Source organism: Roseovarius sp. (genome assembly GCF_965277045.1).
GTDB lineage: Bacteria > Pseudomonadota > Alphaproteobacteria > Rhodobacterales > Rhodobacteraceae > Roseovarius.
This window is the reverse complement of the sequence record NZ_OZ255712.1, coordinates 2379228-2404367: the sequence shown is the minus strand read 5'-3', so window position 1 is coordinate 2404367 and position 25140 is coordinate 2379228. Positions and strand designations below refer to the sequence as shown.

Annotated in this window: 23 protein-coding genes and 1 tRNA gene; 4 read left to right on the top strand and 20 right to left on the bottom strand. The window is 64.2% G+C overall.

The window, feature by feature from the left end:
• Nucleotides 1-46: 46 nt before the first annotated feature.
• From ACQY4V_RS12075 to ACQY4V_RS12055, 5 genes are all read right to left on the bottom strand, one after another.
• Nucleotides 47-1546, bottom strand: a complete 1500-nt coding sequence (locus ACQY4V_RS12075; protein WP_428512001.1) for an AMP-binding protein — start codon at nucleotides 1544-1546, stop codon at nucleotides 47-49.
• A complete protein-coding gene (gene sauS / locus ACQY4V_RS12070) occupies nucleotides 1543-2946 on the bottom strand; it encodes an acylating sulfoacetaldehyde dehydrogenase (protein WP_428511999.1) in 1404 nt (467 codons plus the stop codon). The genes ACQY4V_RS12075 and sauS overlap by 4 nt, the downstream gene beginning before the upstream one ends.
• Before the next feature lie 62 nt (nucleotides 2947-3008).
• Complete coding sequence (locus ACQY4V_RS12065; RefSeq protein WP_428511997.1) at nucleotides 3009-3971, bottom strand: Bug family tripartite tricarboxylate transporter substrate binding protein; 963 nt, start codon at nucleotides 3969-3971, stop codon at nucleotides 3009-3011.
• A gap of 43 nt (nucleotides 3972-4014) precedes the next feature.
• Nucleotides 4015-4479, bottom strand: coding sequence for a tripartite tricarboxylate transporter TctB family protein (locus tag ACQY4V_RS12060; protein WP_428511995.1), 465 nt, complete (start codon nucleotides 4477-4479; stop codon nucleotides 4015-4017).
• Complete coding sequence (locus tag ACQY4V_RS12055; RefSeq protein WP_428511993.1) at nucleotides 4476-6005, bottom strand: tripartite tricarboxylate transporter permease; 1530 nt, start codon at nucleotides 6003-6005, stop codon at nucleotides 4476-4478. The genes ACQY4V_RS12060 and ACQY4V_RS12055 overlap by 4 nt, the downstream gene beginning before the upstream one ends.
• 100 nt (nucleotides 6006-6105) lie before the next feature.
• Between ACQY4V_RS12055 and ACQY4V_RS12050 the strand changes: the two genes are divergently transcribed.
• Nucleotides 6106-7137, top strand: a complete 1032-nt coding sequence (locus ACQY4V_RS12050) for a LacI family DNA-binding transcriptional regulator (RefSeq protein ID WP_428511991.1) — start codon at nucleotides 6106-6108, stop codon at nucleotides 7135-7137.
• Here ACQY4V_RS12050 and ACQY4V_RS12045 read toward each other — a convergent pair whose 3' ends face one another.
• The 10 genes from ACQY4V_RS12045 to ACQY4V_RS12000 all read right to left on the bottom strand — a co-directional run bounded on the left by ACQY4V_RS12045 (nucleotide 7138) and on the right by ACQY4V_RS12000 (nucleotide 17295).
• Nucleotides 7138-8133 (bottom strand): NAD(P)H-quinone oxidoreductase, encoded by a 996-nt coding sequence (locus ACQY4V_RS12045; RefSeq protein ID WP_428511989.1) that lies wholly within the window; start codon nucleotides 8131-8133, stop codon nucleotides 7138-7140. It abuts the gene before it with no gap.
• Nucleotides 8134-8140: 7 nt separating this feature from the next.
• Nucleotides 8141-9484, bottom strand: a complete 1344-nt coding sequence (locus ACQY4V_RS12040; protein ID WP_428511987.1) for a hypothetical protein — start codon at nucleotides 9482-9484, stop codon at nucleotides 8141-8143.
• A 31-nt stretch (nucleotides 9485-9515) separates the two neighbouring features.
• On the bottom strand, nucleotides 9516-10343 hold the full coding sequence (locus ACQY4V_RS12035) for an SDR family NAD(P)-dependent oxidoreductase (protein ID WP_428511985.1): 828 nt from the start codon (nucleotides 10341-10343) through the stop codon (nucleotides 9516-9518).
• Nucleotides 10340-11842: a tripartite tricarboxylate transporter permease gene (locus tag ACQY4V_RS12030; protein ID WP_057794833.1), complete on the bottom strand. Its 1503-nt coding sequence runs from the start codon at nucleotides 11840-11842 to the stop codon at nucleotides 10340-10342. Before ACQY4V_RS12030 ends, ACQY4V_RS12035 begins: the two co-directional genes overlap by 4 nt.
• Before the next feature lie 3 nt (nucleotides 11843-11845).
• Nucleotides 11846-12367, bottom strand: a complete 522-nt coding sequence (locus tag ACQY4V_RS12025; RefSeq protein ID WP_428511982.1) for a tripartite tricarboxylate transporter TctB family protein — start codon at nucleotides 12365-12367, stop codon at nucleotides 11846-11848.
• Nucleotides 12368-12445: 78 nt separating this feature from the next.
• Complete coding sequence (locus ACQY4V_RS12020) at nucleotides 12446-13429, bottom strand: Bug family tripartite tricarboxylate transporter substrate binding protein (protein ID WP_428511980.1); 984 nt, start codon at nucleotides 13427-13429, stop codon at nucleotides 12446-12448.
• Nucleotides 13430-13483: 54 nt separating this feature from the next.
• Complete coding sequence (locus tag ACQY4V_RS12015) at nucleotides 13484-14197, bottom strand: SDR family NAD(P)-dependent oxidoreductase (protein ID WP_428511978.1); 714 nt, start codon at nucleotides 14195-14197, stop codon at nucleotides 13484-13486.
• A complete protein-coding gene (locus ACQY4V_RS12010; RefSeq protein ID WP_428511976.1) occupies nucleotides 14194-14964 on the bottom strand; it encodes a citryl-CoA lyase in 771 nt (256 codons plus the stop codon). Before ACQY4V_RS12010 ends, ACQY4V_RS12015 begins: the two co-directional genes overlap by 4 nt.
• Before the next feature lie 3 nt (nucleotides 14965-14967).
• Complete coding sequence (locus ACQY4V_RS12005; RefSeq protein WP_428511974.1) at nucleotides 14968-16491, bottom strand: class I adenylate-forming enzyme family protein; 1524 nt, start codon at nucleotides 16489-16491, stop codon at nucleotides 14968-14970.
• A gap of 12 nt (nucleotides 16492-16503) precedes the next feature.
• Nucleotides 16504-17295, bottom strand: coding sequence for an IclR family transcriptional regulator (locus tag ACQY4V_RS12000; RefSeq protein WP_428511972.1), 792 nt, complete (start codon nucleotides 17293-17295; stop codon nucleotides 16504-16506).
• A gap of 269 nt (nucleotides 17296-17564) precedes the next feature.
• Between ACQY4V_RS12000 and ACQY4V_RS11995 the strand changes: the two genes are divergently transcribed.
• The 3 genes from ACQY4V_RS11995 to ACQY4V_RS11985 are packed head-to-tail and all read left to right on the top strand — an operon-like array spanning nucleotide 17565 to nucleotide 19666.
• Nucleotides 17565-18074, top strand: a complete 510-nt coding sequence (locus ACQY4V_RS11995; RefSeq protein ID WP_428511970.1) for a methanogen output domain 1-containing protein — start codon at nucleotides 17565-17567, stop codon at nucleotides 18072-18074.
• Complete coding sequence (locus ACQY4V_RS11990) at nucleotides 18067-19236, top strand: sensor histidine kinase (protein ID WP_428511968.1); 1170 nt, start codon at nucleotides 18067-18069, stop codon at nucleotides 19234-19236. The genes ACQY4V_RS11995 and ACQY4V_RS11990 overlap by 8 nt, the downstream gene beginning before the upstream one ends.
• Complete coding sequence (locus ACQY4V_RS11985; protein ID WP_428511966.1) at nucleotides 19229-19666, top strand: response regulator; 438 nt, start codon at nucleotides 19229-19231, stop codon at nucleotides 19664-19666. Before ACQY4V_RS11990 ends, ACQY4V_RS11985 begins: the two co-directional genes overlap by 8 nt.
• A gap of 361 nt (nucleotides 19667-20027) precedes the next feature.
• Here ACQY4V_RS11985 and ACQY4V_RS11980 read toward each other — a convergent pair.
• From ACQY4V_RS11980 to ACQY4V_RS11960, 5 genes are all read right to left on the bottom strand, one after another.
• A tRNA-Glu gene (locus ACQY4V_RS11980) sits at nucleotides 20028-20102 on the bottom strand.
• A 102-nt stretch (nucleotides 20103-20204) separates the two neighbouring features.
• Complete coding sequence (recJ, locus tag ACQY4V_RS11975) at nucleotides 20205-21947, bottom strand: single-stranded-DNA-specific exonuclease RecJ (RefSeq protein WP_428511964.1); 1743 nt, start codon at nucleotides 21945-21947, stop codon at nucleotides 20205-20207.
• Nucleotides 21944-22507: an isochorismatase family protein gene (locus tag ACQY4V_RS11970; RefSeq protein ID WP_152493260.1), complete on the bottom strand. Its 564-nt coding sequence runs from the start codon at nucleotides 22505-22507 to the stop codon at nucleotides 21944-21946. Before ACQY4V_RS11970 ends, recJ begins: the two co-directional genes overlap by 4 nt.
• Nucleotides 22508-22512: 5 nt before the next feature.
• On the bottom strand, nucleotides 22513-23475 hold the full coding sequence (gene glpX / locus ACQY4V_RS11965; RefSeq protein ID WP_420558816.1) for a class II fructose-bisphosphatase: 963 nt from the start codon (nucleotides 23473-23475) through the stop codon (nucleotides 22513-22515).
• 252 nt (nucleotides 23476-23727) lie between these two features.
• Nucleotides 23728-25014, bottom strand: coding sequence for a homoserine dehydrogenase (locus tag ACQY4V_RS11960; RefSeq protein WP_428511962.1), 1287 nt, complete (start codon nucleotides 25012-25014; stop codon nucleotides 23728-23730).
• Nucleotides 25015-25140: the final 126 nt, after the last annotated feature.

Here is a 25140-nt window from a genome sequence, read left to right as displayed (position 1 = left end):
GAGTTCCCGGGTCATGCCCGGGACGGGTGTGCGCCGGGGCGTGCTGTCAGCGGGTGGCGGGTTCGAGGATATCGGCGAGTTTCAGGCGCTGGATCTTGCCTGAGGGGCCTTTGGGCAACTCGTCGAGAAAGTGGATTTCGTCCGGGGACTTGAACGCGCCGAGGCGGTTGCGGCAGATCTCGATCAGCTCCTCGCCCTTGAGAGCGGAGCCGTCGCGGACGCGCACCGCCGCCTCGACGGTTTCGCCGTAGGTGGTGCAGGGTCGGGCGAAGGCGGCGGCCTCGATCACGTCGGGATGGGTGTAGAGCGCCTCGTCGACCTCGCGGGGGGCGATGTTTTCGCCGCCCTTGATGATCAGTTCCTTCAGGCGGCCGGTGACGAAGACGTAACCCTGGGCATCCATGCGGGCGAGGTCGCCGGTGCGCAGCCAGCCGTCGCGGAACGTGTCGCGGGTGGCGTCGGCGTTCTTGAGATAGCCCTGCATCACGTTGGGGCCGCGCACGGTGATCTCGCCCTCTGTGTCGGGCGGCATGGCGGCGCCGGTGCTGTCCTGGATCTGGATCTCGCAGCCATAAGCCATGCCGGACGAGCCGATCTTGCGGGTGGCGGGGGGCAGGGGGTTCGAAAGAATCTGGGCGGCGGTTTCGGTCAGGCCCATGGTTTCGATGATGGGCACGGAAAAGCGGGTCTCGAACGCCGATTGGGTCTCGACCGCCAGCGCAGAGGAGGCGGAGCGGCCGAAGCGCAGGCGATTGCGGACCTCGGGGCCGGGTTCGTCGGTGCCATGGAGCAGGTGCGAGATAATTGTGGGCACGGCGGAGAACCAGGTGACCTCGGCCTGCGCCGCCTGGTCCCAGAAGCGGGAGGCGGAGAATTTCGACGTGACGGCGAGCGAGCCGCCGGAGACGAGGCTGCCCATGACGGTCACGCAGAGGCCGTTGATGTGGTAGACCGGCAGGATGCAGAAGCCCCGGTCGGCCTCGGAGAGGTCATGCGCGATGGTGGTGGTCCAGCCCCCGGCCAACAGGCTGGCATGGGTGTGCAGCACGCCCTTCGGGCGGCCGGTGGTGCCGGATGTGTACATCAGGAGGGCGTGGTCGTCGGGGGTGACGGGTTGCAGGTCGGCGCTGGCCCGCGCGGACAGGGGGACCGGGGTAACGCCGGTGGTGTTGGCGGGCGCGAACTGGTCCGTGCAAGCGTCGTGGACGAAGGCCAGGCGGGCCTCGGAATGCTCCAAGGCATAGGCGATGGCGTCGCGGCCCGCGGCGAGGTTGATCATGGTGGCGCGAAAGCCCCCCGCAAGCGCGCCGTAGAGCGCGACGAGGCCGTCGCGACTGTTGGGGGCCACGATGGCCACGCTTTCGCCCCGGGCCGCGCCGCGGGCGGTGAGGGCGCGGGCGAACGACAGGGCCGCGTCCTGAAGCACGGGCCAGTCGAGACGGCTGCCATCCTCGGGGAAAACGAAGGCGGTACCACCCCGGTCTGCGCGGGCGGCGAGCCAGTCGCGTACGGTGCCCTGGGGCGGTCTGTCGCGGCTGAGCTTCATTGGCCGGTGGCCCTCCAATATTCGGCGAAGATATCCTGAAGCGTTGGCTCGTTGGCGGGGATTTCGCGCACGATCTTCGTGGATTGCAGGAAGTGCTTCCAATGGACGTTCTCGTCGATGGAGTTGCCGCCCCAGCTGCCGCAGCCCATGGAGAGCGAGAAGGGCATGCCGTTGGTGAAGGCGCCGCCGGTGGCGAAGGTATGCGCCTGGTTGACAATGATGCGGCTGGTGGGAATGGCGCGGGCCAGGGTCATCGGGCGCGCGTCGTCCGTGCTGTGCAGGCCGACGGAATGGCCCGCGCCCTGAAACAGCTGGATGTCGCGGGTGATGCGGAGGGCGTCATCGAAATCCTTGGCCGAATAGAGCGCGAGAACGCGGCTGAGTTTCTCGCCCGAGAGCGGGTTTTCCGGGCCGATGCGGGCAGTGGGTACGGCGATATACTCTGTGCCCTCGGGGAGCTTGCCCGACAGCCCCAGCGCGTCGATCATCTTGTCGGCGTCCTGGGCAATGACCTCGCGGTTCAGATGCCCGTCGGGCCAGAGGGCGGCGACGACGGCGGCCTCGTCCTCGACCACGGCGCCACCGGCCCGGCCCATAGCGGCGATGAAGGCGTCGCGCACGGCCTCGATCACGACGACCGAGTTTTCGGACGAGCAGGAAGTGGCGTTGTCGAAGGTCTTGGACGCGCGGACCTTCTCGGCGGCGGCGTCGAGATCGGCGGTCTCATCCACGATGACGGTGACGTTGCCCGCGCCGACGGCGACGGCGGGGGTGCCGGACGTCTGGGCGCGGTGCACGTTGTTCTGGCTGCCGGTGGCGACGACCATGTCGCATGTTTCCATCAGGCGCTGCGTCTTGTCCTTGGAGCCGGGCGCGGGAACCATGCCGACAAGGTCGGGATCTTCGCCGATCTTCGCGAACTCGGCGTGGATGAATTCAAGCAGTTTCTCGCAGCTGGGCACGCCCTTGGGCGAAGGGGCCACGACGATGGCGTTGCCGCATTTCAGCGCGTTGATGATGTTGTTGGCGGGTGTGGCGGCGGGGTTTGTCGAGGGCACGATCGCGGCGATGACGCCCTTGGGACGGGCGATTTCGGTGATGCCGGTGGCGGCGTCGTCGCGGATCACGCCATAGGTGGTGACGCCCTTGATGTCGCGCATGAGACCCAGCGTCTTGCGGTGGTTCTTGGTGATCTTGTCGGGCACGTTGCCCAAACCCGTGGTCCGGACGGCCAGTTCGGCCAGTTCCCGGTTGCGCCCCGGTTCCATGATCGCCCATGCGACGGCCTGTGCGGCGCGGTCGTAGCGCTGTTGGCTGCCCTCGGCCTCGAACCGGCCTTGGGCGGCGCGGGCGCAAGCGATGATGGCGTCCAGGTCTGCGATGGGGTCAGGGGCGTTCATGGTGCGAAACCTTTCTGGTGAGGGGCGCGCAATTTTTGTTGCGCGCCCCGGTGGCGTGGCGATTAAAGACCGGAGAGCAGTTCCTTGAGGGTTTCCTCGCGGGCGGCCCACATCTCGATCACCTCGTCGCGGGTCATGACGTGCATGGGCGACCCGCCCGCTTCCATCTTGCCCTTGACGCGGTCATTCTCGAACATGGCGGGGACGATCTCGGCCAGCTTGTCGATGATCGGCTGGGGCGTGCCCTTGGGCACCATGACGCCGCGGAAATTGACCGAGGCGTTGTCGATGTCGTAGCCCTGTTCCTTCATCGTCGGCACATCGGGCAGGAAGTCGCTGCGCTCGTTGTCGAAGACGCCGAGAATCTTGACGTTGCCGGCCTTTTCGGCGCGGAAGGCGTCGGACAGATTGTTGACCCCGCCCAGCACGTCGCCGGCGATGACGGCTTTCATGGCGCCGGCACCACCCGCGTTGTTGGGGATGTAGGCCAGTTTTACGCCGGCGGCCTTTTCAAGCTGAAGCGCCGCGATGTGGTGGCCGACGTAAAGACCGGCGCCGGAGAAGGTGAGGCCGCCCGGGTTTTCTTTTGCGTAGTTCACCACGTCTTCCATCGAGTTGAACTGGCTGTCTGCGCCCACGACAAAGACCGCTGGGTCGGCGCCCCAGTTGGCGATGGGCTCGAAGCTGTCGGTGCTGTAGTCGACGCCGCCCTCGATGGACTGGGCGATGAAGTGGGGCACGTTGTAGGCGCCAAGGGTGTAGCCGTCGGGCTCGACCTGCGTCGCCAGCCAGTTCCAGCCGACGCGGCCTCCCGCGCCGGGCTTGTTGACGATGGCGATGGGCATTCCCAGAGCGTCCTCGTTGCCCGCCGTCATGGTGACGATGCGGGCCTGGAAGTCGGTGGCGCCGCCGGCGCCGTAGCTGACCATCATCATGACGGGGCGTTCGGGGTAGTTGTCCTGTGCGCTGGCTGTGCCCGCCAGGCCCATGAGGGCAATGGATGCGGCTGCAATCAGTTTCTTCATTCTTGGGTCCTCCCTTGGAAAGTTGTCTTTCGCTTCTTGGTTTTCAGAAAAGGATCTCTTGCGGGGTGAAGACACCCAGCAGCAGTGCAAAGAGACCGTACATCACGGCCAGGAAACCGGCCGTGATCAGCACCCGTTTGACCCATGTGCGGACCTCGCTGTGGGGGGCGGGATCGTAGAGGGACAGCAGGATGAAAAAGGCGATGGTGGACGCGGTGTAGAAGCCCAGGGTGGGCGCGGCCCAGAAGACGTAGATCAGCAGGACCGCGATGCCGGGCAGGATGTTGCGTATGGCGACGGCGCTGAGGCCGGGGCCGACGCGGGTCTTGCCCAAGAGCGCCTTGCCGAAGGTCCAGAGCGCCAGCGCCACGAAGGCTACCGAGATGATGCGCGGAAACAGAAAGGCGCGCGCGGGTTCGCCGGTGAAGCTGAGCCAGGCGACCCAGATGCCGACAAGGGCGACAAGGCCGCTGGCGAGGATGTGCTGGGTGCGGGGGCGGTCGGTCATGTGGTCCGCTCCTGTTGCTCGAGGGTGTCTTCCTTGCTGAGGAAGCGGCGCTGGCGCACTTCCATCCAGACCGAGTAGGCGATGGAGGCCACGACGATGCCGATCAGCGTGAGGTTCAGCGCGCCGGTGAAGAAGTAGGCGCCCATGCTGGAGGTGGCGTTGGCGATCATGGCGCCCTGCACGAAGTTCGCCTCGGCGATGGGGCCGAGGATGAGGCCCAGCACAAGCGGTGCTGCGGAAAACCCGAAGCGTTCGAGGAAATACATGCCGGTGCCCAGGGCGGCCATGATGTAGACATCGCCCATGGAGGTCTGCACCGAGTAGCTGCCGAAAACCGCGAGGGCCAGCACCACGGCGGCCATGACCGCGTTGGGGACCTGCGCCACGCGGGCCGCCAGCCCGGCCACGTAGAGGCCGAAGACGCACATGAGGATCTGGCCGATCAGCATGGAGTTGATGAAGGTCCAGGCGACATCGGGGTAGTTCTCGAAGAGGTCGCTGCCCGGAAAGATGCCGTGGATCAGCAGGCCGCCCAGAAGCACTGCCGCGGTGGGCGAGCCGGGGATCGAAAGCGTCAGCAGCGGCACCAGCGAGGGGCCGACCATGGCGTTGTTCGCGCTTTCGGCGGCGATCACGCCTTCGCTGTGGCCGGTGCCGAATTTCTTGCGCTCGGGGCTGGCCTTGCGGGCCTGGTCATAGGCGACGAGACCGGCGATCTGGCCGCCGACGCCGGGGATGAGGCCGATGAACGAGCCGGTAAGCGTGCCGATGCTGAGCGCGCGCGAGCGGCGGAAGACCTCGCGGACCGCGTCCATGATGGGGCTTTTCTCGACCTTGAGAACCTCGGCGTCGTGCTGATGCCGGCCCTTGGCGAACATGGTGATGACCTGCGGAATCGCGAAAAGGCCGATGAGGGCGGGGATGATGTTGATGCCGCCCGACACGCTGGAATGGAAGATGAAGCGCTGGGCGCCCATGACGTCGTCGAAGCCTATGGTGGCGAGCCAGAGACCGATGCAGCCCGACAGCAGCCCCTTGACCACCGAACTGGAATCGAGCGAGCCGATGACGGTGACGCCGAGGATGGCCAGCCAGAAGAGATGCGACGGCCCGAAGGCCAACGCCCATTCGGCGAGTACCGGCGTGAGGAAGATCAGCAGGAGCACGCCGAAAACTCCGCCGATGGCCGAGGAGATGAACGACAGTTGCAGCGCCCGCGCGCCTTGGCCGTTCTTGGCCATCGTGTGCCCGTCGAGCGTGGTGGCGATGTTGGCGGGCGCGCCAGGGATCTTGAGCAGGATGGCGCTGACCGCGCCGCCTGCGACCGTCGAAGTATAGGCCGCGCCCAGGAGGATCAGGCCTTGGGTGGCGTCGAGCTTGAACGTGAAGGGAATGAGCAGGGCCACGGCCATGGTTGGCGACAGGCCCGGCGTGGCGCCCAGGATCAGCCCGCCGATTGTGCCGATCAGAAGCAGCATGAAGTTGAACGGCGTGAACACGTCGCCGAAGTAGAACAGGAACTCCAAGCCGTATCCTCCCAATGGCTTGTCGTGATTGACCTGAAAGGGTATGGGATGAAAACAATATTGCAAATGTTTTCATTTTTCATTGCGTGAGGTCGCGCAAGTGTCTGACAAGACGAAAAGAAAGGCCGATATCATCTCCGTGGCGAAGGCGGCGCGGGTGTCACCCTCGACGGTGTCGCGCAGCTTCAATCACCCGGACCTTGTGAAGGCCACGACTCGGAAAAAGATCGATGCCGCGGTGCGGCGGCTAGGTTATATCCGCAACCGCGCGGCGCAGACGATCCACGGCATTCGCAGCGGCACGATCGGGCTGATCGTGCCCACTGTGGATCAGGCGATTTTCGCCGAACTGATTCAGAGTTTTTCCGAAGCGGTGGAGGAGTTGGGATTCACGATCCTGCTGGCCTCGCACGGGTTCAACCTGGACCGTGAATACAGCCTGACGCGCAAGATGCTGGAGCATCGGGTGGACGGCGTGGCGCTGATCGGGATCGCGCATACTCAGGACACGCTGGACCTGCTGGTGCAACAGGAGATGCCGACGCTGCTGTTGTGGAGCTTTTCGCCCGACGCGCCGTTTCCCTGCGTGGGGTCGGACAATTACGCCGCCGGGGCGTTGATCGCGCGGCACGTGGCGGGGTTGGGGCACCGGCGCGTGGCGGCCATGTTCCCGCCGGTGGAGGGGAACGACCGGGCGTCGCTGCGTTTTGCCGGGGTGAAGGACGCGCTGGCAGAGGTGGGGTGCAGTATCCCCGAGGCGTGGCAGTTGGTGGCGCCCTATAGCGTGGCGACGGCGAAAAGCGCGGTCGAGGCGCTGATTGCCGAGGGCGATCTGCCGACGGCGATCATCTGCGGCAACGATGTGCTGGCCTGGGGCGCGCTGCACGCGTTGAGCCGCGCCGGGATCGATGTGCCTGGGCAGGTGACGGTGACGGGGATCGGAGACTTCAAGGGCTCGAAGGAGTTCGAGCCGTCGCTGAGCACGGTGCGCATCCCGGCGCGCACCATCGGGGCGCGGGCGGCAGAGGCCATCGTGCAACTGACCACCTCGGAGGAGGTGGTGGACGTGGCGGCGCTGATCCCGCCCGAGATCATGGTGCGCGCGACGAGCGGACCGCCGCTCGCGCAATAGCTATTCGGTCACCGACAAAACGATCTTGCCGACGTGCCCGCCGGCTTCGAGCTCTGCATGGGCGTCGGCGGCGCGGGCGAGGGGATGGACGGAATTGATCACCGGCTTGATCGCGCCCTGTTCCAGCATGGGCCAGACCTGCGCCAGCAGGTCGGCGGCGATAAGGCCCTTTTCCTGCGGCGATTGCGGGCGCAGGGTGCTGCCGCAGAGGGTCTGACGCTTGCGGATCATGCCCTCGATGTCGATTTCGGTCTTGCCGCCGCCGAGAAAGGCGATGATGACCAGCCGGCCGGACACGGCGAGGGAGGCGAGGTTGCGGTCGAGATAGTCGGCGCAGATCATGTCGAGGATGACGTCGACGCCGCGGCCGTCGGTGAGGCGGGCGATTTCGTCCTCGAACCGGGTGGATTTGTAGTTGATTGCCTCGGTGGCGCCGAGATCCCGGCAGGCCTCGCATTTCTCGTCGGTGCCGGCGGTGGCGTAGACGGTGGCGCCCATGGCGCGCGCGATTTGAATGGCGGTGGTGCCGATGCCGCTGGCGCCGCCGTGGATCAGGACGGTTTCGCCCTCGGTCAGGCGCCCGATGCGGAAAAGGTTGGTCCAGACGGTGAAATAGGTTTCGGGCAGGGCCGCGGCCTCGACCGCCGAGAGGCCCGAGGGCCAAGGCAGGACTTGAGGTGCGGGGGCGACGCAGTATTCGGCGTAGCCGCCGCCCGCGACCAGAGCGACGACCTTGTCGCCCTCGGCAAAGGACAGCACGTCGTCGCCGCAGGACACGACCTCGCCCGCCACTTCGAGACCCAGCACCTCGGTCACGCCGGGGGGCGGCGGATAGCCGCCCTGGCGCTGGCGCAGGTCGGGACGGTTGACGCCGGCGGCGGCGACGCGGATCAGCACTTCGCCCGGGCCGGGCCGCGGGACGGGGATGTCGCGGGCTTGCAATACATCGGGGCCGCCGGGCTGCGTGGCGAAGACGGCTTGCATTGTCTGGGTCATGTTGGTCCTAACCTTGTAGAGAGATGACTGTGCCGGTGGCGAGGAAGAGGCCGAGCGCGGCCAGCGACAACACGGTGAGTTTCAGGTTGCCGCCGCGCAGGAGCGGGGCCGGTTCAAGCTGCATGATCCGGGTGGTGATCAGAACGTTTGCGGTGAAGGGCGTGGAGGCCGCGGTGAGGCCCCAGCCGATGATCGCGGCCAGCGCCAGCCACATCAAGGCTGGTTCGGGCACCAGCGGGTGCAGCACGCCCAGAATGATGCTGGCCGAAACGATGGGGTTGAGCGCCGACAGCCCGCCCAGCACCATGCCCACGGGCACCAGGGCGATGATCGCGGGCACCAGCGCGTCTGGGGGCGCGGGCAGGGCGCCGTCAAAACTGCTGACGAACCAGGCGATGACTGCGCCGAGAAAGCCCGCGCAGGAGACGATGACGATCTCGTTGACGCCCGATTGCGCGGTTGCCCCCAGTTCGCGGTGCAGGCCCGGCGCGAGGCGCGCGGCGACTTGGATCGCCCACCAGGCAAGCGAGAAGCCCAGCACAGCCAGCAGCACCGAGGCCGGCATTGAAAGGTCCGCGGCCACGTGCAACCCGAAGGCCACGGCAACCAGCAGGGCGACGCGGGCGACGACGCGCAGCAGGATCATCTGATCCGGCAGGGGCGGCATGGCGCGTGCCAAGGTCGGCTGGTCGGAGGGCGGGGTCGTGCGCGGGCTGCGCGACACCAGATATCCCGCCCCGAGGTAGAGAAGTGCGGCGACGAGGCCGTAGGGCAGGATCTGGAAGTAATCGACCTCGGGCAGGATCGACAGGGTGATGATCGTCGAGAGTGCAAGCGGCGACCACATGGGCATGGCGCCGAAGCCGCGCAGCATCGAGAGGGTGAGGTCCTCGACCGCGTTCTGCTTTTCCAGCGTCTCGCGCGTTTGTGCCAGCAGCGTGGCCATCAGGCTGGCGGCGCCGAAATTGAGGAAGATGGCGAAGATATGGGTGCCGAGCGTGACGAAGAGGTAACGTGCGCCGCGCGGGCGGTTTGCGACGACGGCGGCGGCTTTGCGGATGTCGGGCGCGCGCGAGGCGGCGCGGCTGAGCAAGCCGAGGGCTACGAGGAAGGCGGCGAGAAAGGTCATCCGCCCGAGGCCGCCGGTGGCGTCGATCCAGCCGCCGGCCCAGCCCCAGAGAAAAAGCCCCAGTACGAGACCGCCGATGATCCAGGCGGGACGGTTGAGGCCGCGGTGGTTGAGCAGGGCGAGCGCCAGAAGAGCGAAGACGATGGGGATTTCCGGCACCGGCACGACGATGGCCGCGGCGCCGGTGACCAGCAGGTAGAGCGCCAGCAGCGGATTGAGCATGTCCCGGACGCGTCCGGGTATCACGGGTGCCTTAGCCATCAACGGCCTGACGGATGCTGGCTGACAGGCCGCCGTCGACCACCAGTTCGGTCCCAGTGATGTAGCCCGCCTTGTCGGAGGCCAGGAACACCGCCGCCTCGGCGATGTCCCAGGCGCTGCCCATGCGGCCGAGCGGGCATTGCGCGGCGCGGGCGGCGCGCATCTGCGCTTCGGTCCGGTCGCCGTAGCTGTTGGCCAGCGTGACCCCGATGCGGGGCGTGTCGATGAGGCCCGCGATGATGGCATTCACGCGGATGTTGTCGGGCGCGAGTTCCACCGCAAGGGCGCGGGCGAACTGGTTGGCGCCGGCCTTGGTGGCGGAATAGGCAAGGTGGGGATAGCCCACGTGCCGGATCGACGCGATCGAGGAGGTGACGGTGATGACGCCGCCACCGCTGGCGCGCATCATCGGGATTGCGGCCTGCGCGGCCACGTGCAGCGAGGTGAGGTTGGCGTCGCTGATGCGGCGCCAGTCGGCGGGCGTGGTGTTTTCGGACGGACCGCTTTTGCCCAGGCCCACGTTGCAGTGCAAGATGTCGAGGCGGCCGTGCCTGGCCTCGATCCCGGCGATCAGGGCGGTGACGCTGGCGTCGTCGAGGACATCGACCGTTGCGGCCTCGGCGCTGCCGCCTGCGTCGGTGACGTGGGTCACGGTTTCCTCGGCAGAGGCAAGATCATTGTCGGCGGCAATGACATGGGCGCCTTCGCGGGCGAGGCAAATGGCGATGGCCCGCCCGATGCCGATACCCGACGCGATGGAGCCTGCGCCGATCACCAGCGCGACGCGTCCTTGAAGGCCAGTGCCCGACGCGCCGGTCATGCCGACCCCGAGCGCAGGGCGTCGCGCTTGGCGCGGGTGGCGCGCAGCTCGCGGCGGATGCCGACGAAGGCCGACAGGATGGTGATGACGATGAAGATCCAGCAGATCGGGCTGCGGAAGAAGATGGTGATATCCTCGGAAATGAGGAAGGAGCGGCGCAGGTTGTCTTCGAAGAGCGGTCCAAGGATGAAGCCCATGAGGAAGGGGGCCGCGGCCATGTCGATCTTCATCATGATGTAGCCCAGCACACCGAAGGCCAGCATCACGCCCACGTCGAACATCTGGCTTTGCACGGCGTAGCTGCCGAAGACGCAGAACATCAGGACGATGGGCAGCAGGATATGGCGCGGGATGTCGGCGATGCGGGCGAAGTAGCGGATCGCCAGTTTGCCCGAGCCAAGGAGCACGACGGAGCTGAGCATGATGCCGATGAAGATGGCGTAGATGATGGTGATGTTGTCTTGGAACATCAGGGGCCCGGGGGTGAGGCCCTGAAGCATGAAGGCGCCCAGAATAACCGCCGTCACCACGTCGCCCGGAATGCCGAGCGCAAGGAGCGGGATGAGTGTGGCGCCGGCGACGCCGTTGTTGCCTGCCTCGGAGGCGGCGACACCCTCGATATTGCCTTTGCCGAAGGTTTCGGGGGACTTGGACGTGCGGCGCGCCTCGCCATAGGACAGGAACGCCGCCGCCGTGGCCCCGGCGCCCGGAATGGTGCCGATGATGACGCCGATGAAGCTGCCGCGGATGATGGTGACGAGGCTGGATTTCAGCTCTGCCAGGCTGACACGGCTCTTGTCGGCGGTCTTGACGGTGAAGGGCGCAACCTTGCGAACGTAGAAATCGATCACCTCGGGCAGGGCGAAAAGGCCGATCAGCAGGGGGATATAGCTGACGCCGCCCATCAGGTTGAAATTGTCGAAGGTGAAGCGCTGCGTGCCATAGACCAGGTCGAGCCCGATGGTGGAGGTCAGAAGGCCCAAAAGGCCCGAGATCAGGCCCTTGGTCAGGGACGAGCCGGAGATCGAGATGACCACGGTCAGCGAGAAGCAGATCAGCCAGAAATATTCGGGAGGGCCAAAGGCGAGCGCGAGGCCCGCGATGAGGCTGGCGAAGAAGATCAGCGAGAGGTTCGACAGGAAATCGGCGATGCAGGAGGCGTAGAGCGCCATGTTGAGCGCCTTGCCTGCCTGGCCCTTCTGCGCCAGCGGGTAGCCGTCGAGCAGGGTACAGGCCGCTGCAGGCGTGCCGGGCGCCCGGATCAGGATGGCGGTGATCGAGCCGCCGAATACGCCGCCCTTGTAGACGCCCACCAGAAGCAGGATGCCGGTGACGGGATCGAGGTTGAAGGTGAAGGGCAGGGCTAGGGCCACAGCCATGGTGGCCGTGAGACCGGGGATCGCGCCCACGGTGACGCCCAGGCAGACCCCGGCGGTGATCGCCAGAAGGTTGCCGAGCGTGAAGAACATCTCGAAGCCGGTTGCGATATTCTCAAGCATGGATCACATCCAATCTTCGAAGAAACCCATCGGCAGGGGCACCTGCGCGACATGGGCGAAAAAGAGATAGACCAGCACCGGCACACCGATGCCGACACCCAACAAGATGAGCGGTCGGCGTTCGCCCCCGATTGCCATGAGGGTGATGGTGACCAGAATTGCTGTCAGGGGCATGCCCAATTGGTCGGGCAGCAGCAGGTAGATCAGAAGCAGCCCGACGAGCATGAGCACGCGGCTTTTCCAGCGCGGGTGCGTTCCGAGCGAGGTTTCGTCCTCGCCGGGGATATGGGCGGCGAAGATGGCCTCGAGCAAGTGGATCAGGGCGAAAAGGCCCACACCGGCGGTCAGGACGTAGGGCAGGAAGGCAGGCGAAAGCGGCAGGTGCTTGACCGAGGCGGGTGTCGTCACCCCGGCGGGGATCACGACGAAGGCGAACACCGCCGAGGCCAGAAGCGTGAGAGCCGCGAAGATGATTTCGCGGCGGCGTCCCCGGCGGGCGTCGGTGTCTGATCTGGTGTCGCTCATGGCTGGCCCTCCTCCCGTGCCGCCCGATTGGCGCGACGGCCCCTCGGGGGGCCGCCACCATGTAATGTGTAGGCTGAATTATTCGACCGTGACGCCGGCCTCGTCCACGACGGTTTTCCAGCTGGAGAGTTCGCCCTCGATATATTTGGCGAAGTCTTCGGGGCTGCCGCCCTCGATGCTGGCGCCGCGGGTGTCGGCGAACTTCTTGAAGCTGTCGCTGGTGATGACCTCGTCCAGCGCCTCGGACAGCGTGGCCACGACGGCCTCGTCGGTGCCGGCCGGGGCAAGGATGCCAAACCACGAGCGGGCCGCGAAACCGTCCAGTTCGGCGATGTCCAGCTCGTCCAGCGTGGGCACGTCCTCAAGCTGATCGGAGCGTTCCGGCGTGGTCACCGCCAGCGCGCGCAGGGCGCCCGATTGAATATGCGGCATGGCCGAGGGCAGGTTGTCGAACATCACGTCCACGTCGCCCGAGAGCAGGGCGGGCACGGCCTCGCCGCTGCCGCGGAAGGGCACGTGCGTCATGTCGGCGCCGGTGCGGGCCTTGAACATCTCGCCCGAAAGGTGGATCGAGCTGCCCACGCCGGACGACCCGAAGGTCATGTTCTCGGACTTGGCGGCATCGAGGAATTCCTGCGCGGTCTGATAGGGGCTGTCCTTGTTGACCACCATCACGTTGGGGATCGACATGATCAGCTTGACCGGTGCGAAATCCGCGACCGGATCGTATTGCAGGTTCTTGTAGACCGCCGGAGCGATGCCGTGCGACGAGACCTGCCCCATGAAGAGCGTGTAGCCGTCGGGGCGGGCGTTCGCCGCCTGGGTGGTGCCCAGCGTGGCGCCGGCGCCGGGGCGGTTTTCGACCGTCACGGTTTCGTCCAGCACCTGTGCGAGGCCATCGGCCACCTGACGGGCCAGGATGTCGGTGGCGCCGCCGGCGCTGTAGGGGACGATGATGGTGATGCGCTTGGTGGGATAGTCCTGCGCCATGGCCGAGCCGCCAAAGGCCAGCATGGCGGTGGCGCTGACGGCGCCGATCAGGGTTCTGCGGTTGAGTTTCATCTTGGTCTCCTCCTTTGATGAAAAGTCTTGTCTTTCGTTGCGTCCGGGTGGTCTTCAGACGGATCCGATCGTCATGCCTCCACAGACGTAAAGGACCTGTCCGGTCACGAACCCCGCCCTTTCCGAACAGAAGAACGACACGGCGTCGGCCACGTCCTCGGGGGTTCCGGTGCGTTTCATGGGCACCGTCGCGATGATTTTCTCGGTGCGCGGGTCGCCGGGCGGGTTCACCTTGTTGAACAACTCGGTGGCGATGGGGCCGGGGCCGAGCGCGTTGACGGTGATGCCGTGCCGGCCCAGTTCCAGCGCCCAGGTCTTGGTCATGCCGTGCAGGCCGGCCTTGGTGGCCGCATAGGCGGTGCGCAACTCCTTGCCCAGGGCCACGCGGCTGGAGATGTTGACGACCCGTCCAAGCCGCGCGTCCTTCATCGAGGGCAGGGCGGCTTGCAGGCAGACGAGCGGGGCGCGCAGGTTGACTGCCGCGACCTTGTCGATGGAATAGGGGTCGGTCCCTTCCACGTCCGCAGGCTCGACGATGCCAGCATTGTTCACCAGCCGCGTCACGCGGCGGCCGTCGCAGAATTTCGCCAGCGCGGTGCGGGTGGTCTCGACATCCGACAGGTCCAGTTCCAGCACTTCGTCGGTGTGGTCATGCTCGGGCGCGATGCGGTCCACCACAGCGACGCGCAGACCGTCGGATTTCAGCCGCTCTGCAATCGCCGCGCCGATGCCGCGGGCGCCGCCGGTGACGATGGCGAAATCGCTCATGCGTCGTCCTCGAACGGGATGGCCTTGTCGATCGTCTCCCAGATGAAACGGCCGGAGGGCTTTTGCTGTTCCTCGGCGATATGCGCAACGAGCCCTGCGGCACGCGAGATGACGGCGAAGCCCCGCATCAGGGTCACGGGGATGTCCATGTCGCCCAGAAGGGCGGCGGTGGCGCCGGTGGCGTTGATGGTTATGTGACGGTCGAACTCCGCGTCGACTGCAGCCGAAAGGGTTTTCAGCGCGCGCAGGTAGCGGGGGTTTTCGGATTCTTTCTCGCCGATCTCCAGCAGCTTGAGCGCGCGGGGGTCGTCGGGCTTGTGCAAGTGGTGCCCGAAGCCGGGCAGGTGGGCCTTCCGGGCCCGATGTTCGCGCACGATCTCGGCGGCGCGGGCAGCCTGGGCGTCGGCGTCCAGATCGACCAGTTCCGACAGCAGGCGGGCGTTATTCTCGATCGTGCCGACGAACTGACTGCCGACGGCCAGGAGGCCGGCGGCGACGGCGCCCTGTAGGTTCTCGGGCGCCGACATGTAGATCGACCGGGTGGTGATGGCGCTGGGTGTCAGCCCGTGTTCCATCATGACGATCAGGATCGCGTTCATCACCCGCTTCTGGCTGGGGCTGACCGGGCGGTTCAGGATGTGTTGCATCATCACGGTGACGAAATCGCTGTCATCGGTCAGAAGCTCGTCCACGAGGTTGTGGTTGCGATAGAAGATCTCGGTGTCGGTATAGCGGCACAGCGATGTCGTGGGCGCAGGTTTGGACATGGGTCAGCCTTTCTGAAGTTCGTCGGCCCGCGCGGCGGCGTGCTCTTCGGCGAGTTGGTTTTTCTGAAGCTTGCCGATCGCGTTGCGCGGCAGGCTGTCACGGAAATTGACGGATTTGGGCGTCTGGACCGGGCCAAGACGTTCGCGGATGAAGGCGATGATATCGTCACCGCTGACGGCGTTGGCGTCGCGCACCTGCACTGCGGCGTGCACCGCCTCGCCCCACTTGTCGTCGGGCACGCCGTAGACGGCGCAGTCGATGATCTCGGGGTGTTCGCCCATGATTGTCTCGACATCGGCCGGGTAGACGTTGAAGCCGCCGGTGATGATCATCTCCTTGGCGCGGCCGCGGATGAAGAGATAGCCGTCCTCGTCCTTCTGGCCGAGGTCGCCGGTGTGTAGCCAGCCATCAATCAGAGTCTTTGCGGTGATGTCGGGCTGGTCCCAGTAACCTGTCATCAGGAGGTCGCCGCGAATGACAATTTCGCCGGTCTCTCCTGCGGGCAGGAGGTTGCCCTCGTCGTCCATGATCTCGACCCGGCTGAGAAAGGTCTCTCGTCCCACCGAAGCACGTTTGGCGGGGTCCTTGAGTTCTTCGGCCGAGATCATGGTGGCGATCTGGGGCGCCTCGGTCTGGCCGTAGGTGGAGGCAAGGCAGGGGCCAAAGATGTCCTGCGCGCGTCCGATGGCGTCGGGGCGCATGGGACCGGCGCCGTAGATCAGGTTCTTTAGATGCGCATAGTCGGCGTCGCGGACATTTTCGAGTTCCATCAGCATGTAAAGCACGGTGGGTGGCACGAAAGTGGTGGTGATCCGGGCGTTTTGCAGGAAGTCGAGAGTCTGCTCGGGGCGCGGCCGGTCGAGCAGAACCAGAGTGCCGCCGGTAGCAAGCGTCGGCAGGATATAGGTTGAGGTGCCGTGCGTGATAGGGGCCGCGGCCAGGTAACGCTGGCCTTCGCCCAGCGACCAGGCGGCGACTTGCGTGGCGATGTTGGTGTTCCAGGCGCGGTAGGGCTGCATCACGCCCTTGGGCAGGCCGGTGGTTCCGCCTGTGAACTTGATCGCCTGCGTGGCCGACAAGGGCAGGTCGGCTTCTGCCGGGGCTTGTCCTGCATGATCGCGGTACAACGCGCCGGTGGTGCCTTCGCCGCCTTCGGGGTCGGAATAAAGCAGAGTGGTCTCGGCCCCGATGAGCTTTTCGGCGGTGTCCTTCTGGACAACCACGATGCTGGCGCGGGTGAAGGCAACGGCGCGGACCAGTTCGGCGGTCGCGTTCATCGGCTGCAGCGGGACCCAGACCTTGCCCGCCGCCAGAACCGCCAGCCAGCAGACCAGATGGTCAATCGTATTGTAGCAGCAGATGCCGACGCGGCTGCCGAATTCGGGATCCATCCGCTGCAGCCCTGTGGCAAGCGCCTGCACTTTCGCGTGGAGTTCACCGTAGGTAAGGGCGTCGTCGCCATGCTCTACCGCGACATGATCGGGCCAGAGTTTTGCCGCGCGGTGAAAGAAGTGAATTGGGTACATGATTTGCCTGCCTTACGTCCTGAAACCTGCCCGAGAGAGCGCACGTGTCATCACCTCGACGACTTCCGTCCGGCGCTTGGGTGCCAGCCGGGACTTCAGTGCAGAGACCGACAAGCCGGCTCTCAGCTGACCCGTGCGGTCGAATACGGCCACGGCGATGGCGCTGACCTCGGGGATGATTATGGAGTTGTTGACCAGCCACCGGTGCTCGCGCCAGTGGCGAACCATGCGTCTGACTTCGGAAACGTTCAGATCGCCATAGCGGCCGTAGACATCGCTGTTGGAGGCGATCAGCCGGTCGCATTCATCCTCCGGCAGAGCTGCCAGCATCGCCGCGCTGCCTGCCCCTACACCGAGCGGCCGCCGGGCACCGACCTGCAACGTGTTGGCCGAGAGCGGGTAGGCGGCGTTGACCGAGTCGATGCACAGCGCTTCATCCCCGAAAGGCACGCTGAGATAGGCCGTCTCGCCGGTCAGGGTCGCGGTTTCTGCAAGAGCGGGATGCAATTCCATCCGCAACGAGTCGAACTGGCGCGGTGAGCCGGGTGCTCCGGCCAGATCGAATATGCCGATGCCGAGAGTGTAGATCTTGGAATAGGGGTCGAAACTGAGAAGCCCGCCGTCGACGAGCCCCTGAAGAAGCCGGCGGGCGGTCGCTATCTTGAGATTGGCCTTGCGCGCGACGGTCGACAGGGTGACCCCGGTCGCGTTGCGCTCTGCCACCACCGGCAGAAGACGGATCGCCTTGGCGAGTGACGTCTCTACGGTCTTGGCCTCATCCGTGCTTTGTCGCGTGTCGTTCAAAGTTTCCTCCCGCGGCGGAGCCGTTCCGGTGCCGCCAACTGGATGCGAACTTCAAGCGCGTGAGTGCCAAAGTCTAGGCGTTTCCAATCAAAATATGAAAAAATTTTACCATTATTTGATAAGTGTTAAAATAAGATACTGATTATCAATAATGAATACAAAAAATAAATTTGTCGCTTCAAATGCGTTCATCGGGGTGAGGTTCTCTTTTTGTTTACGCCTCGCTGCTAGACATGAGGCCGACACCCTTCGTGGAAGGAGTAGAACTCATGCCGGACCCAACATTCGCGGACCCCGAAGGAAAGATCTCAAGAAACCGGGATCAGTTCCTGCGCGAACTTCTCAGAGAACTCGCCTTTGTGCTGGAAAACCGGATCGGCGTTGACGATGCAAAAGGCTTCATTGCGCGAGTCGGTACGCGAATCGGTGAAAAGATGGATGCCGAGTATCGCGATCTTCTCGAAGTCGAAAGGCTCGATGCAAAGCAGGTTGCAGCAGCGCTTGTAGATTTGAAAAAGCGGATCGAGGGCGGGTTTGAAATCGAGTCGATTGCAGAGGACCGGATCGTGCTGGTCAACGACGCCTGTCCATTCGGCTCCTATGTGAAGGGGCGCCAGTCGCTTTGCATGATGACATCCAGCGTGTTTGGCCGGATCACGGCGGACAATCTTGGATATGCCAGGGTGGAAAAGGCCGAGACCATCGCCCGGGGCGATCCACGCTGTCGGATTATCGTGCATCTGTCCGAGGGTAAAGTTGGCCGCGAGTACTTTGGATAAGGGGCTTCAACGGACCGATCTGAGTTGCAGCGCTTTTCATGCGCTGGCGAACCATGCACTGGTTGTCGACCGCAAGGCTCGCGTGTGTGCAGCCAACGGAAAGGCGGAACAACTGCTGCGGGACACAATGAAGCACGCGAATGAGCCCGACGCATGGTGCTTGCCTGACGTGTTTGCCGTGTCGCGGGAGGCCGCCGCCAGGGAGATTCTGTTGGCTGCATCCGGCAGTGACCTTGTCTTTCCCTTGCGCAACGCCGGGCCAAACGGGCCGCAGGACGTTCGCTTCAGGGTAAGCGCCATTCGCACGGGAAGCCGTGCGCCAGAGCATTTTGTTCTGTTGTCTCAGGGCCAAGACGTATTGAGGGCACCTTTCGACCTTCTCAACGCAGAACTTGAGAAAGCCGATATCGAAGCGCGGCGCGAACGTGCGCATCGTCGGTCTTTGCAGCGCGCCAACAAAGTACTGAACGCGTCCAATGCCGAGTTGAAGTCGTTTGCCTATGCGGTATCTCACGACCTCAAGTCGCCGATACAGACCGTATCGATGCTGCTTTCGGAGATGGCACAGTGCCAAGAGGGCGGCTTGGACAACGACTTGGCGGACCTGATCCGCATGGGCCAGGAAACGCTGCAGCGCGTGTCTGTCTTGATCGAGGACGTTCTGCGCTACACGCAGTTGATCGGATCGGACATGTCGATGTCGCGCTGCGACCTGAACATCATCCTGGAAGAAGTGATCTCGGATTCGCGGGCCGAGATAAAACAGACCGGCGCCAAGATTCGTCATGGCAAACTGCCGGTCGTATTCGGCGATGCGGTGATGCTGCGCATCCTCTTTCAGAACCTGATCGGCAACGCGATCAAGTATCGCCATCCCGAGCGCGCGCCCGAAATTCTCGTGCAACCCGGCTGGAAGGGCGCGCAAGGTCATGTCGGGATCGAGGTCAGAGACAACGGCATAGGCATTGCCCCCGAATATCGCGACCGCATTTTCGACCTATTCAGCCGCCTGCATCGGCACGACGAAATTCAAGGCAGCGGGCTTGGCCTGACCATGTGCCGCAGGATCGTCAACAGGCTGGACGGTGAAATCGAGGTTCTCGAGAATTCAAGCGGCGGCTCTGTTTTCGTAGTCTCACTGAAGGTTTTCAAGGATGTTTAATTTTGAGCATACGCATCCGGAAGCCATCGAAACGGTGCTGCTGGTCGACGATGACACGTTCTTTCACATTGCGTGCAAACGGCTCATGCAGCGCAGCGGACTTGTGAAGACCCTGATCAGCTATCCGATGGCGGTGGACGCGCTGGAATTCCTGTCGCGCTCGGACCGGCCACGCGTGGATGTCATCTTCCTCGACATCAACATGCCGAAGATGAACGGTTTTGAATTTCTCGAAGAGGCTGTCACGCGGTTCGGCACTGATTTCTGCAGAAAGATCGTGGTTATGCTGACGTCCTCGCTGGACGCCAGGGATGTCGCACGAGCCAAAGCATGCAATGCCATCGACTCTTATGTGAACAAGCCCTTATCGCACGAGCATATTGCATCCATCGCCGGCAAGCTGAAAGCAGGCCGGGAAAAGTTGGGGTGAAAGATGTGTGAGCTTGCTTTCGGCGCATACTTAGCCGCCGCGACTGATACGTGCGGAGCGTTCCGGGACAGACAGCGGCGTTCGGGAGGATTGCGGCAGAGATCGCGAAGCGCAATCGCAACAGAGCCTCAGCAGCCGTATGGAGATGCAAAGATACTTGTTGGAAACCACGCGGATGGGCGCCTATCCCCTGAACAGATCGAAGGGTGAAATCATCGAATACACGAGTGCTTTCATGCTCTTCTCGTGTGGAGTGAATCTAGCAGTTCAGCATGGAAATTCAGTGTAAACGCTCTCGAGGCCACCAAGTTAGGCAGCAAGTATGTAGAAGATCGAACTTGTGAAGGTGCTTCCAAGAAAGTGGCAGCCCGTAGGGGAATCGAACCCCTCTTTCCAGGTTGAAAACCTGGCGTCCTAACCGATAGACGAACGGGCCAAGCCTTGGCGTGAGCGAGTACCTATGAAAAAGCCGCGCGCTGCGCAAGAGAATTCTTGGATATTTTTGCAGTCATTTTCAGCTGTCGGGCACGCTGTTTGGTCAGCCCGCCAAAGCCGCGTCCTCGAGGCGAAGTTGGACAGTCTGACGTCCGCCCCAGCTGTTTATGTCGAGGCGTCCCGCCAGATGAAAGCGTTGGCCACCATGCTCTTCCAGGGTCTTTCCCAATGGGGTATCGTAGGCACCGAACGCTATGGCGTCGAGGTTCGCGCCGGTGCCGTCGCCGAAGCGTAGCTTCAGGTGGCTTTCGCCTACGCGTTTGGCGAAACCGATCGTCATGTCCGGGAACGCGTAGCGCGGGCCGGGGGCGCCGGCGCCGAAGGGGCCTGCGTTCTCGATTTGATTGACCAGTTCCGGGGACGCGGCGCCGGGCATCAGTACTCCGTCAAGTGTAAGATCCGCCGGCCCGGTCGATCCGGCGCCTTGTCGCGCAAGCAATTCTGACAGCCGGTCCATGGCCGCCTCAAGGTTGGCGCGTGCGACCGTAAGGCCAGCTGCCATTTTGTGCCCTCCGCCTTTCAGCAACAGGCCTTCGGCGGCCAGGCGTTGAATGGCGTGGCCCAGGTCGACGCCCGCAACGGATCGGCCGGAACCCTTTCCTTCGTCGCCATCGAATCCGATCACGATGGCCGGGCGGTTCGTGGCTTCCTTCAGACGCGAGGCGACGATGCCGACAACGCCGGGGTGCCATCCGTCACCCGCTGCCCAGACGAGTGGTGCATCGAGACCGCGGGTTTCAGCTTGGTCCAGCGCCGCGGCCCGAACGACGGTTTCGACATCGCGGCGTTCGGTGTTCAGTTCGTCGAGCTTTTCGGCCAATGAGATGGCCTCGGCCGGATCGGTGCAGGCAAGCAGGCGCGCGCCGAGATCAGCGCGACCCACACGGCCGCCGGCATTGACACGGGGCCCCAGAACAAAGCCCAGGTGATACGAGGACGGGGCGGTATTGACGCGTCCGATATCGCACAGCGCCACAAGCCCGGGGCGAAGGCGTTTGCCCATGACCGCGAGGCCCGTTCGCACGAACGCACGATTGACATCGCGCAGCGGCGCCACGTCCGCGACAGTGGCAAGGGCCACCAGATCGAGCATCGCCATCAGGTCCGGCCCCGGTTTTCCGGCTTCGCGCAATTGGCGGCCGGCCTCGACCAGCATGAGGAACACCACGGCGGCTGCGCAGAGATGCGCCAGGTCGCCGCTTTCATCTTGCCGGTTCGGATTGACAACCGCCAATGCGGGCGGAAGAGTTTCGCCGCCCAGATGGTGATCGAGGACCAGAACGTCAGCGCTTGTGGCCGCTGCAAGCGCGTCATGACTGAGCGTGCCGCAATCGACACACAGGATGAGATCATGCGCCGCCGCCAATTCGGTCATGGCCGGAGCGTTCGGCCCATAACCCTCGTCGATGCGGTCGGGAACGTAAAGCGTTGCGGAGCGTCCCATCTGCCGGAGCCAGTCGATCAGCAAGGCAGCAGAACAGCCCCCGTCGACATCATAATCGGCGAAAACGGCGATCTTTTCGTTCCGCTCGACCGCGGCGAGAAAGCGCGTCGCGGCAGTTTCCATGTCCTTGAGGCTGCGGGGGTCGGGCATGAGATCGCGCAGCTTGGGTTCAAGATAGGTTGTGGCATCGGATGGAGCCACGCCGAGACGGCACAGCGTCTGGCAAAGCGGGCGCGGAAGTGCCGTCTCTTGCGCCATTGCTTCTGCCAACCGGTCCAACGCCGGAGTGGGGCCGACCCAGCAGCGATCGGTTAAAGAGCGTGCGACGCCCAGAAAGCTCATTGAAGGTCGCGGAGAATCGCCGCGACGGAGCGGGCTCTGCAGAATTCGCCGTGCAGGTGCGATACGGCTGTCGCGTGAATGGGCTCGGGATCCATCGGCGACAGATCAGGGTTCCAGCCGGTATCGGCAGAAAAGGAAAAAGCCGCGCACGCATCGTGGGCGAGCGTCACATCGTACCCCAGGTTGTCGGCCCACCGCACATTGGTGGAAACGCAATGCGGTGTTGTCAGCCCGCAGATCACAAGCTCGGGGACGTTGAGATATTGCAGGTGGGATGGCAATGCGGGATCGACGAAAGCGGAATTCGTCGATTTTTCGAAAATCGGCTCACCGTTCAGCGGCGTCAATTCGGGCTTGAATTCGCATCCGCCGGAGTCGGGGTGCAGCGGGCTACCCACCACCTTGCTGAGGTGCAGAACGTGACAAATGGGGCCGGCGCGCTCTCGCCATGCGGAGAGTAGCTGTGCCGCCCGCTCTTCGGCGTCAGGATTATTGCGAGCGCCCCAAAAATCGGCCTCGAAACCAGTTTGAAAATCAATGAGTACAAGAGCAGGAAGCATCGGTCTCAGATCGGATGGCGGCAAGTCATGATACGGCGTTCTCCGGTAGAGGAACGCAGCAGCAGCGTTTGAGTTTCAATACTGTCGCCGCGCGGCTTTAGACCCGCGACGAGCGAGCCCTGAGTGACGCCGGTGGCGGCAAAGATCACATCGGACGATACCATCTCGTCACGAGTGTAGACACGGTCAAAGTCGGTGATGCCGGCCTTCTCGGCGCGACCACGCTCGTCATCGTTGCGGAAAAGCAGCCGGCCCCAGATCTGACCGCCGAGGCATTTCAGGGCCCCGGCCGCCAGAACGCCCTCGGGCGCGCCGCCGGAGCCCATGTACATGTCGATGCCGGTCGTTTCGGGGTCGGCGCAATGCATGACACCGGCCACATCGCCATCGCCGATGAGGAAGATGGAGGCGCCTGTGGCGCGCAGTTCCGCGATGGTGGATTCGTGGCGAGGGCGTTCGAGAACGCAGACGGTTATCTCGGAAGGTTCCACCCCCTTGGCCTTGGCCAGAGCCGTCACGCGCTCCGCAGGAGACATGTCAAGCGAGACGACGCCCTCCGGATATCCCGGACCGACGGCTAGTTTATCCATATAGACGTCCGGCGCGTGCAACATCGTGCCACGCGGCGCCATTGAAATGACCGTCAGCGCGTTGGGCATGGCCTTGGCGGTAATAGTCGTGCCTTCGAGCGGGTCCAGCGCGATGTCGACTTCGGGGCCGTTTCCGGTGCCCACTTCCTCGCCGATGTACAGCATCGGCGCCTCATCGCGTTCGCCCTCGCCGATCACCACGGTACCGGCGATGTCCATGGCGCCGAGTTCCTGTCGCATCGCGTTCACGGCGGCCTGGTCGGCGGCTTTCTCGTCGCCGCGGCCGATCAGCGGGCGGCAGGCAAGTGCAGCCTGTTCCGACACGCGGGCCAAGGCGAGTGACAGGAGAGCGTCATTGAAAGAGGCGGGTTTGGACATTGCGGCGTGGCCTTGGTTGAATGAGGTCGAGGGTTCTCTAAAGCGTTCGTGCGCAAACATGAAGCATAGATTTCCGGCGAGGGCGATTGCACGGCGGCATATCCCGCCCGGCGTGGCGGAGTTCAGGGCAGGATTCGGCATTGCGAATAGGCATTGATAACGGTCTTCCAGCGCGGCGCCATCGGAGCCTCGAAGATCAGCACCGACCAGTTCCGCAGGCGCGCGGCTCTGGCCTACACCACTTTCACCGGATCATACGCTTTCGATGCGCAGGGCGACCGGGGCTGACGCGACGACATCCACCTGAGACAACGCTTCGAGCGCGGCGACGAGAGCCGAAGGCGCGGTCTTGTGGGTGACAATCAATACCGGAGCAGTGTCTTCTTCGTGGCGGTACTGGCGCATCCGGTCGATTGAAACGCCGGCATTGCCGAGGATCGTGGCCACCTTGGCCAGGGCGCCGGGTTTGTCGTGCAGCGCCATTCGCAGGTAGTAAGGCACGGGCGCGGCCTCGCATGCTGTAGCCGGGCTGGAAAGCTCTTTCGCAGGCATGCCGAAGACAGGAATGCGGATGCCGCGTGCTATATCCATGATGTCGCCCATCACCGCGCTGGCGGTCGGACCTTCGCCCGCGCCCGGGCCGCGTAGAACGATCTGCTCTACGGCGTCGCCTTCGAGCACCACCATGTTGGTGCCGCCCTCAAGCTGGCCCAGCGGCGAGTTCTTGGGCACGAGGCAGGGCGACATGCGTTGTTCCAGCCCGCGACCGGTCATCCGGGCGACGCCCAAGAGCTTGATGCGGTAGCCCATGTCCGCGGCCTGCTTGATGTCCTCGATCGTGATCTTCTGGATCCCCTCGAGACTGACGGCGTTGAAATCAACCTGAGTGCCGAAGGCGATCGAGGCGAGGATGGCCAGCTTGTGGCCGGCGTCGATGCCGCCCACGTCGAGTTCGGGGTCGGCCTCGAGAAAGCCCAGTTGGTTGGCTTCTTCGAAGACATCGTCATAGGGCAGACCCGAAGCCTGCATACGGGTCAGGATATAGTTGCAGGTGCCGTTCATCACACCCATGACGCGGGTGATCTCGTTGCCGGCGAGGCCCTCGGTCAGGGCCTTTACGACAGGAATGCCCCCAGCGACCGCCGCCTCGAAGCGCAGGACGCGGCCCGCGGCCTCGGCTTGTTCGGCAAGGGCTTGCCCGTGCATTGCCAGCATGGCCTTGTTCGCGGTGACCACATCCTTGCCTGCGGCCAACGCCGCTTCTGTCGCGGCCTTGGCGGGGCCGTCGGAGCCCCCCATAAGCTCGACGAAGACATCCACGTCATCGCGGGTCGCAAGCGCGACTGGATCATCTTCCCAATCGTACGAGGCCAGCGACACGCCGCGGTCCTTGTCACGGGTCCTTGCGGATACGGCCGTGATCTCGATGGGACGTCCGGCGCGGGCGGCCAGCAGGTTGGCCTTCTGCCGGACGATTTTGACGACACCAGTGCCGACGGTGCCGAGCCCGGCAATCCCGAGGCGAATGGGGGTGGTCATGGGTATATCCTTGAGACGTGATCAAGACAGGTTTGGCCGGGGTTTAGCCGGTTGCGTTATGCCATGCAACGCGGGTTTTGCGTGCTACACGGACGTTTTCTTGAAAAGAAAACGGACGAAATCTCC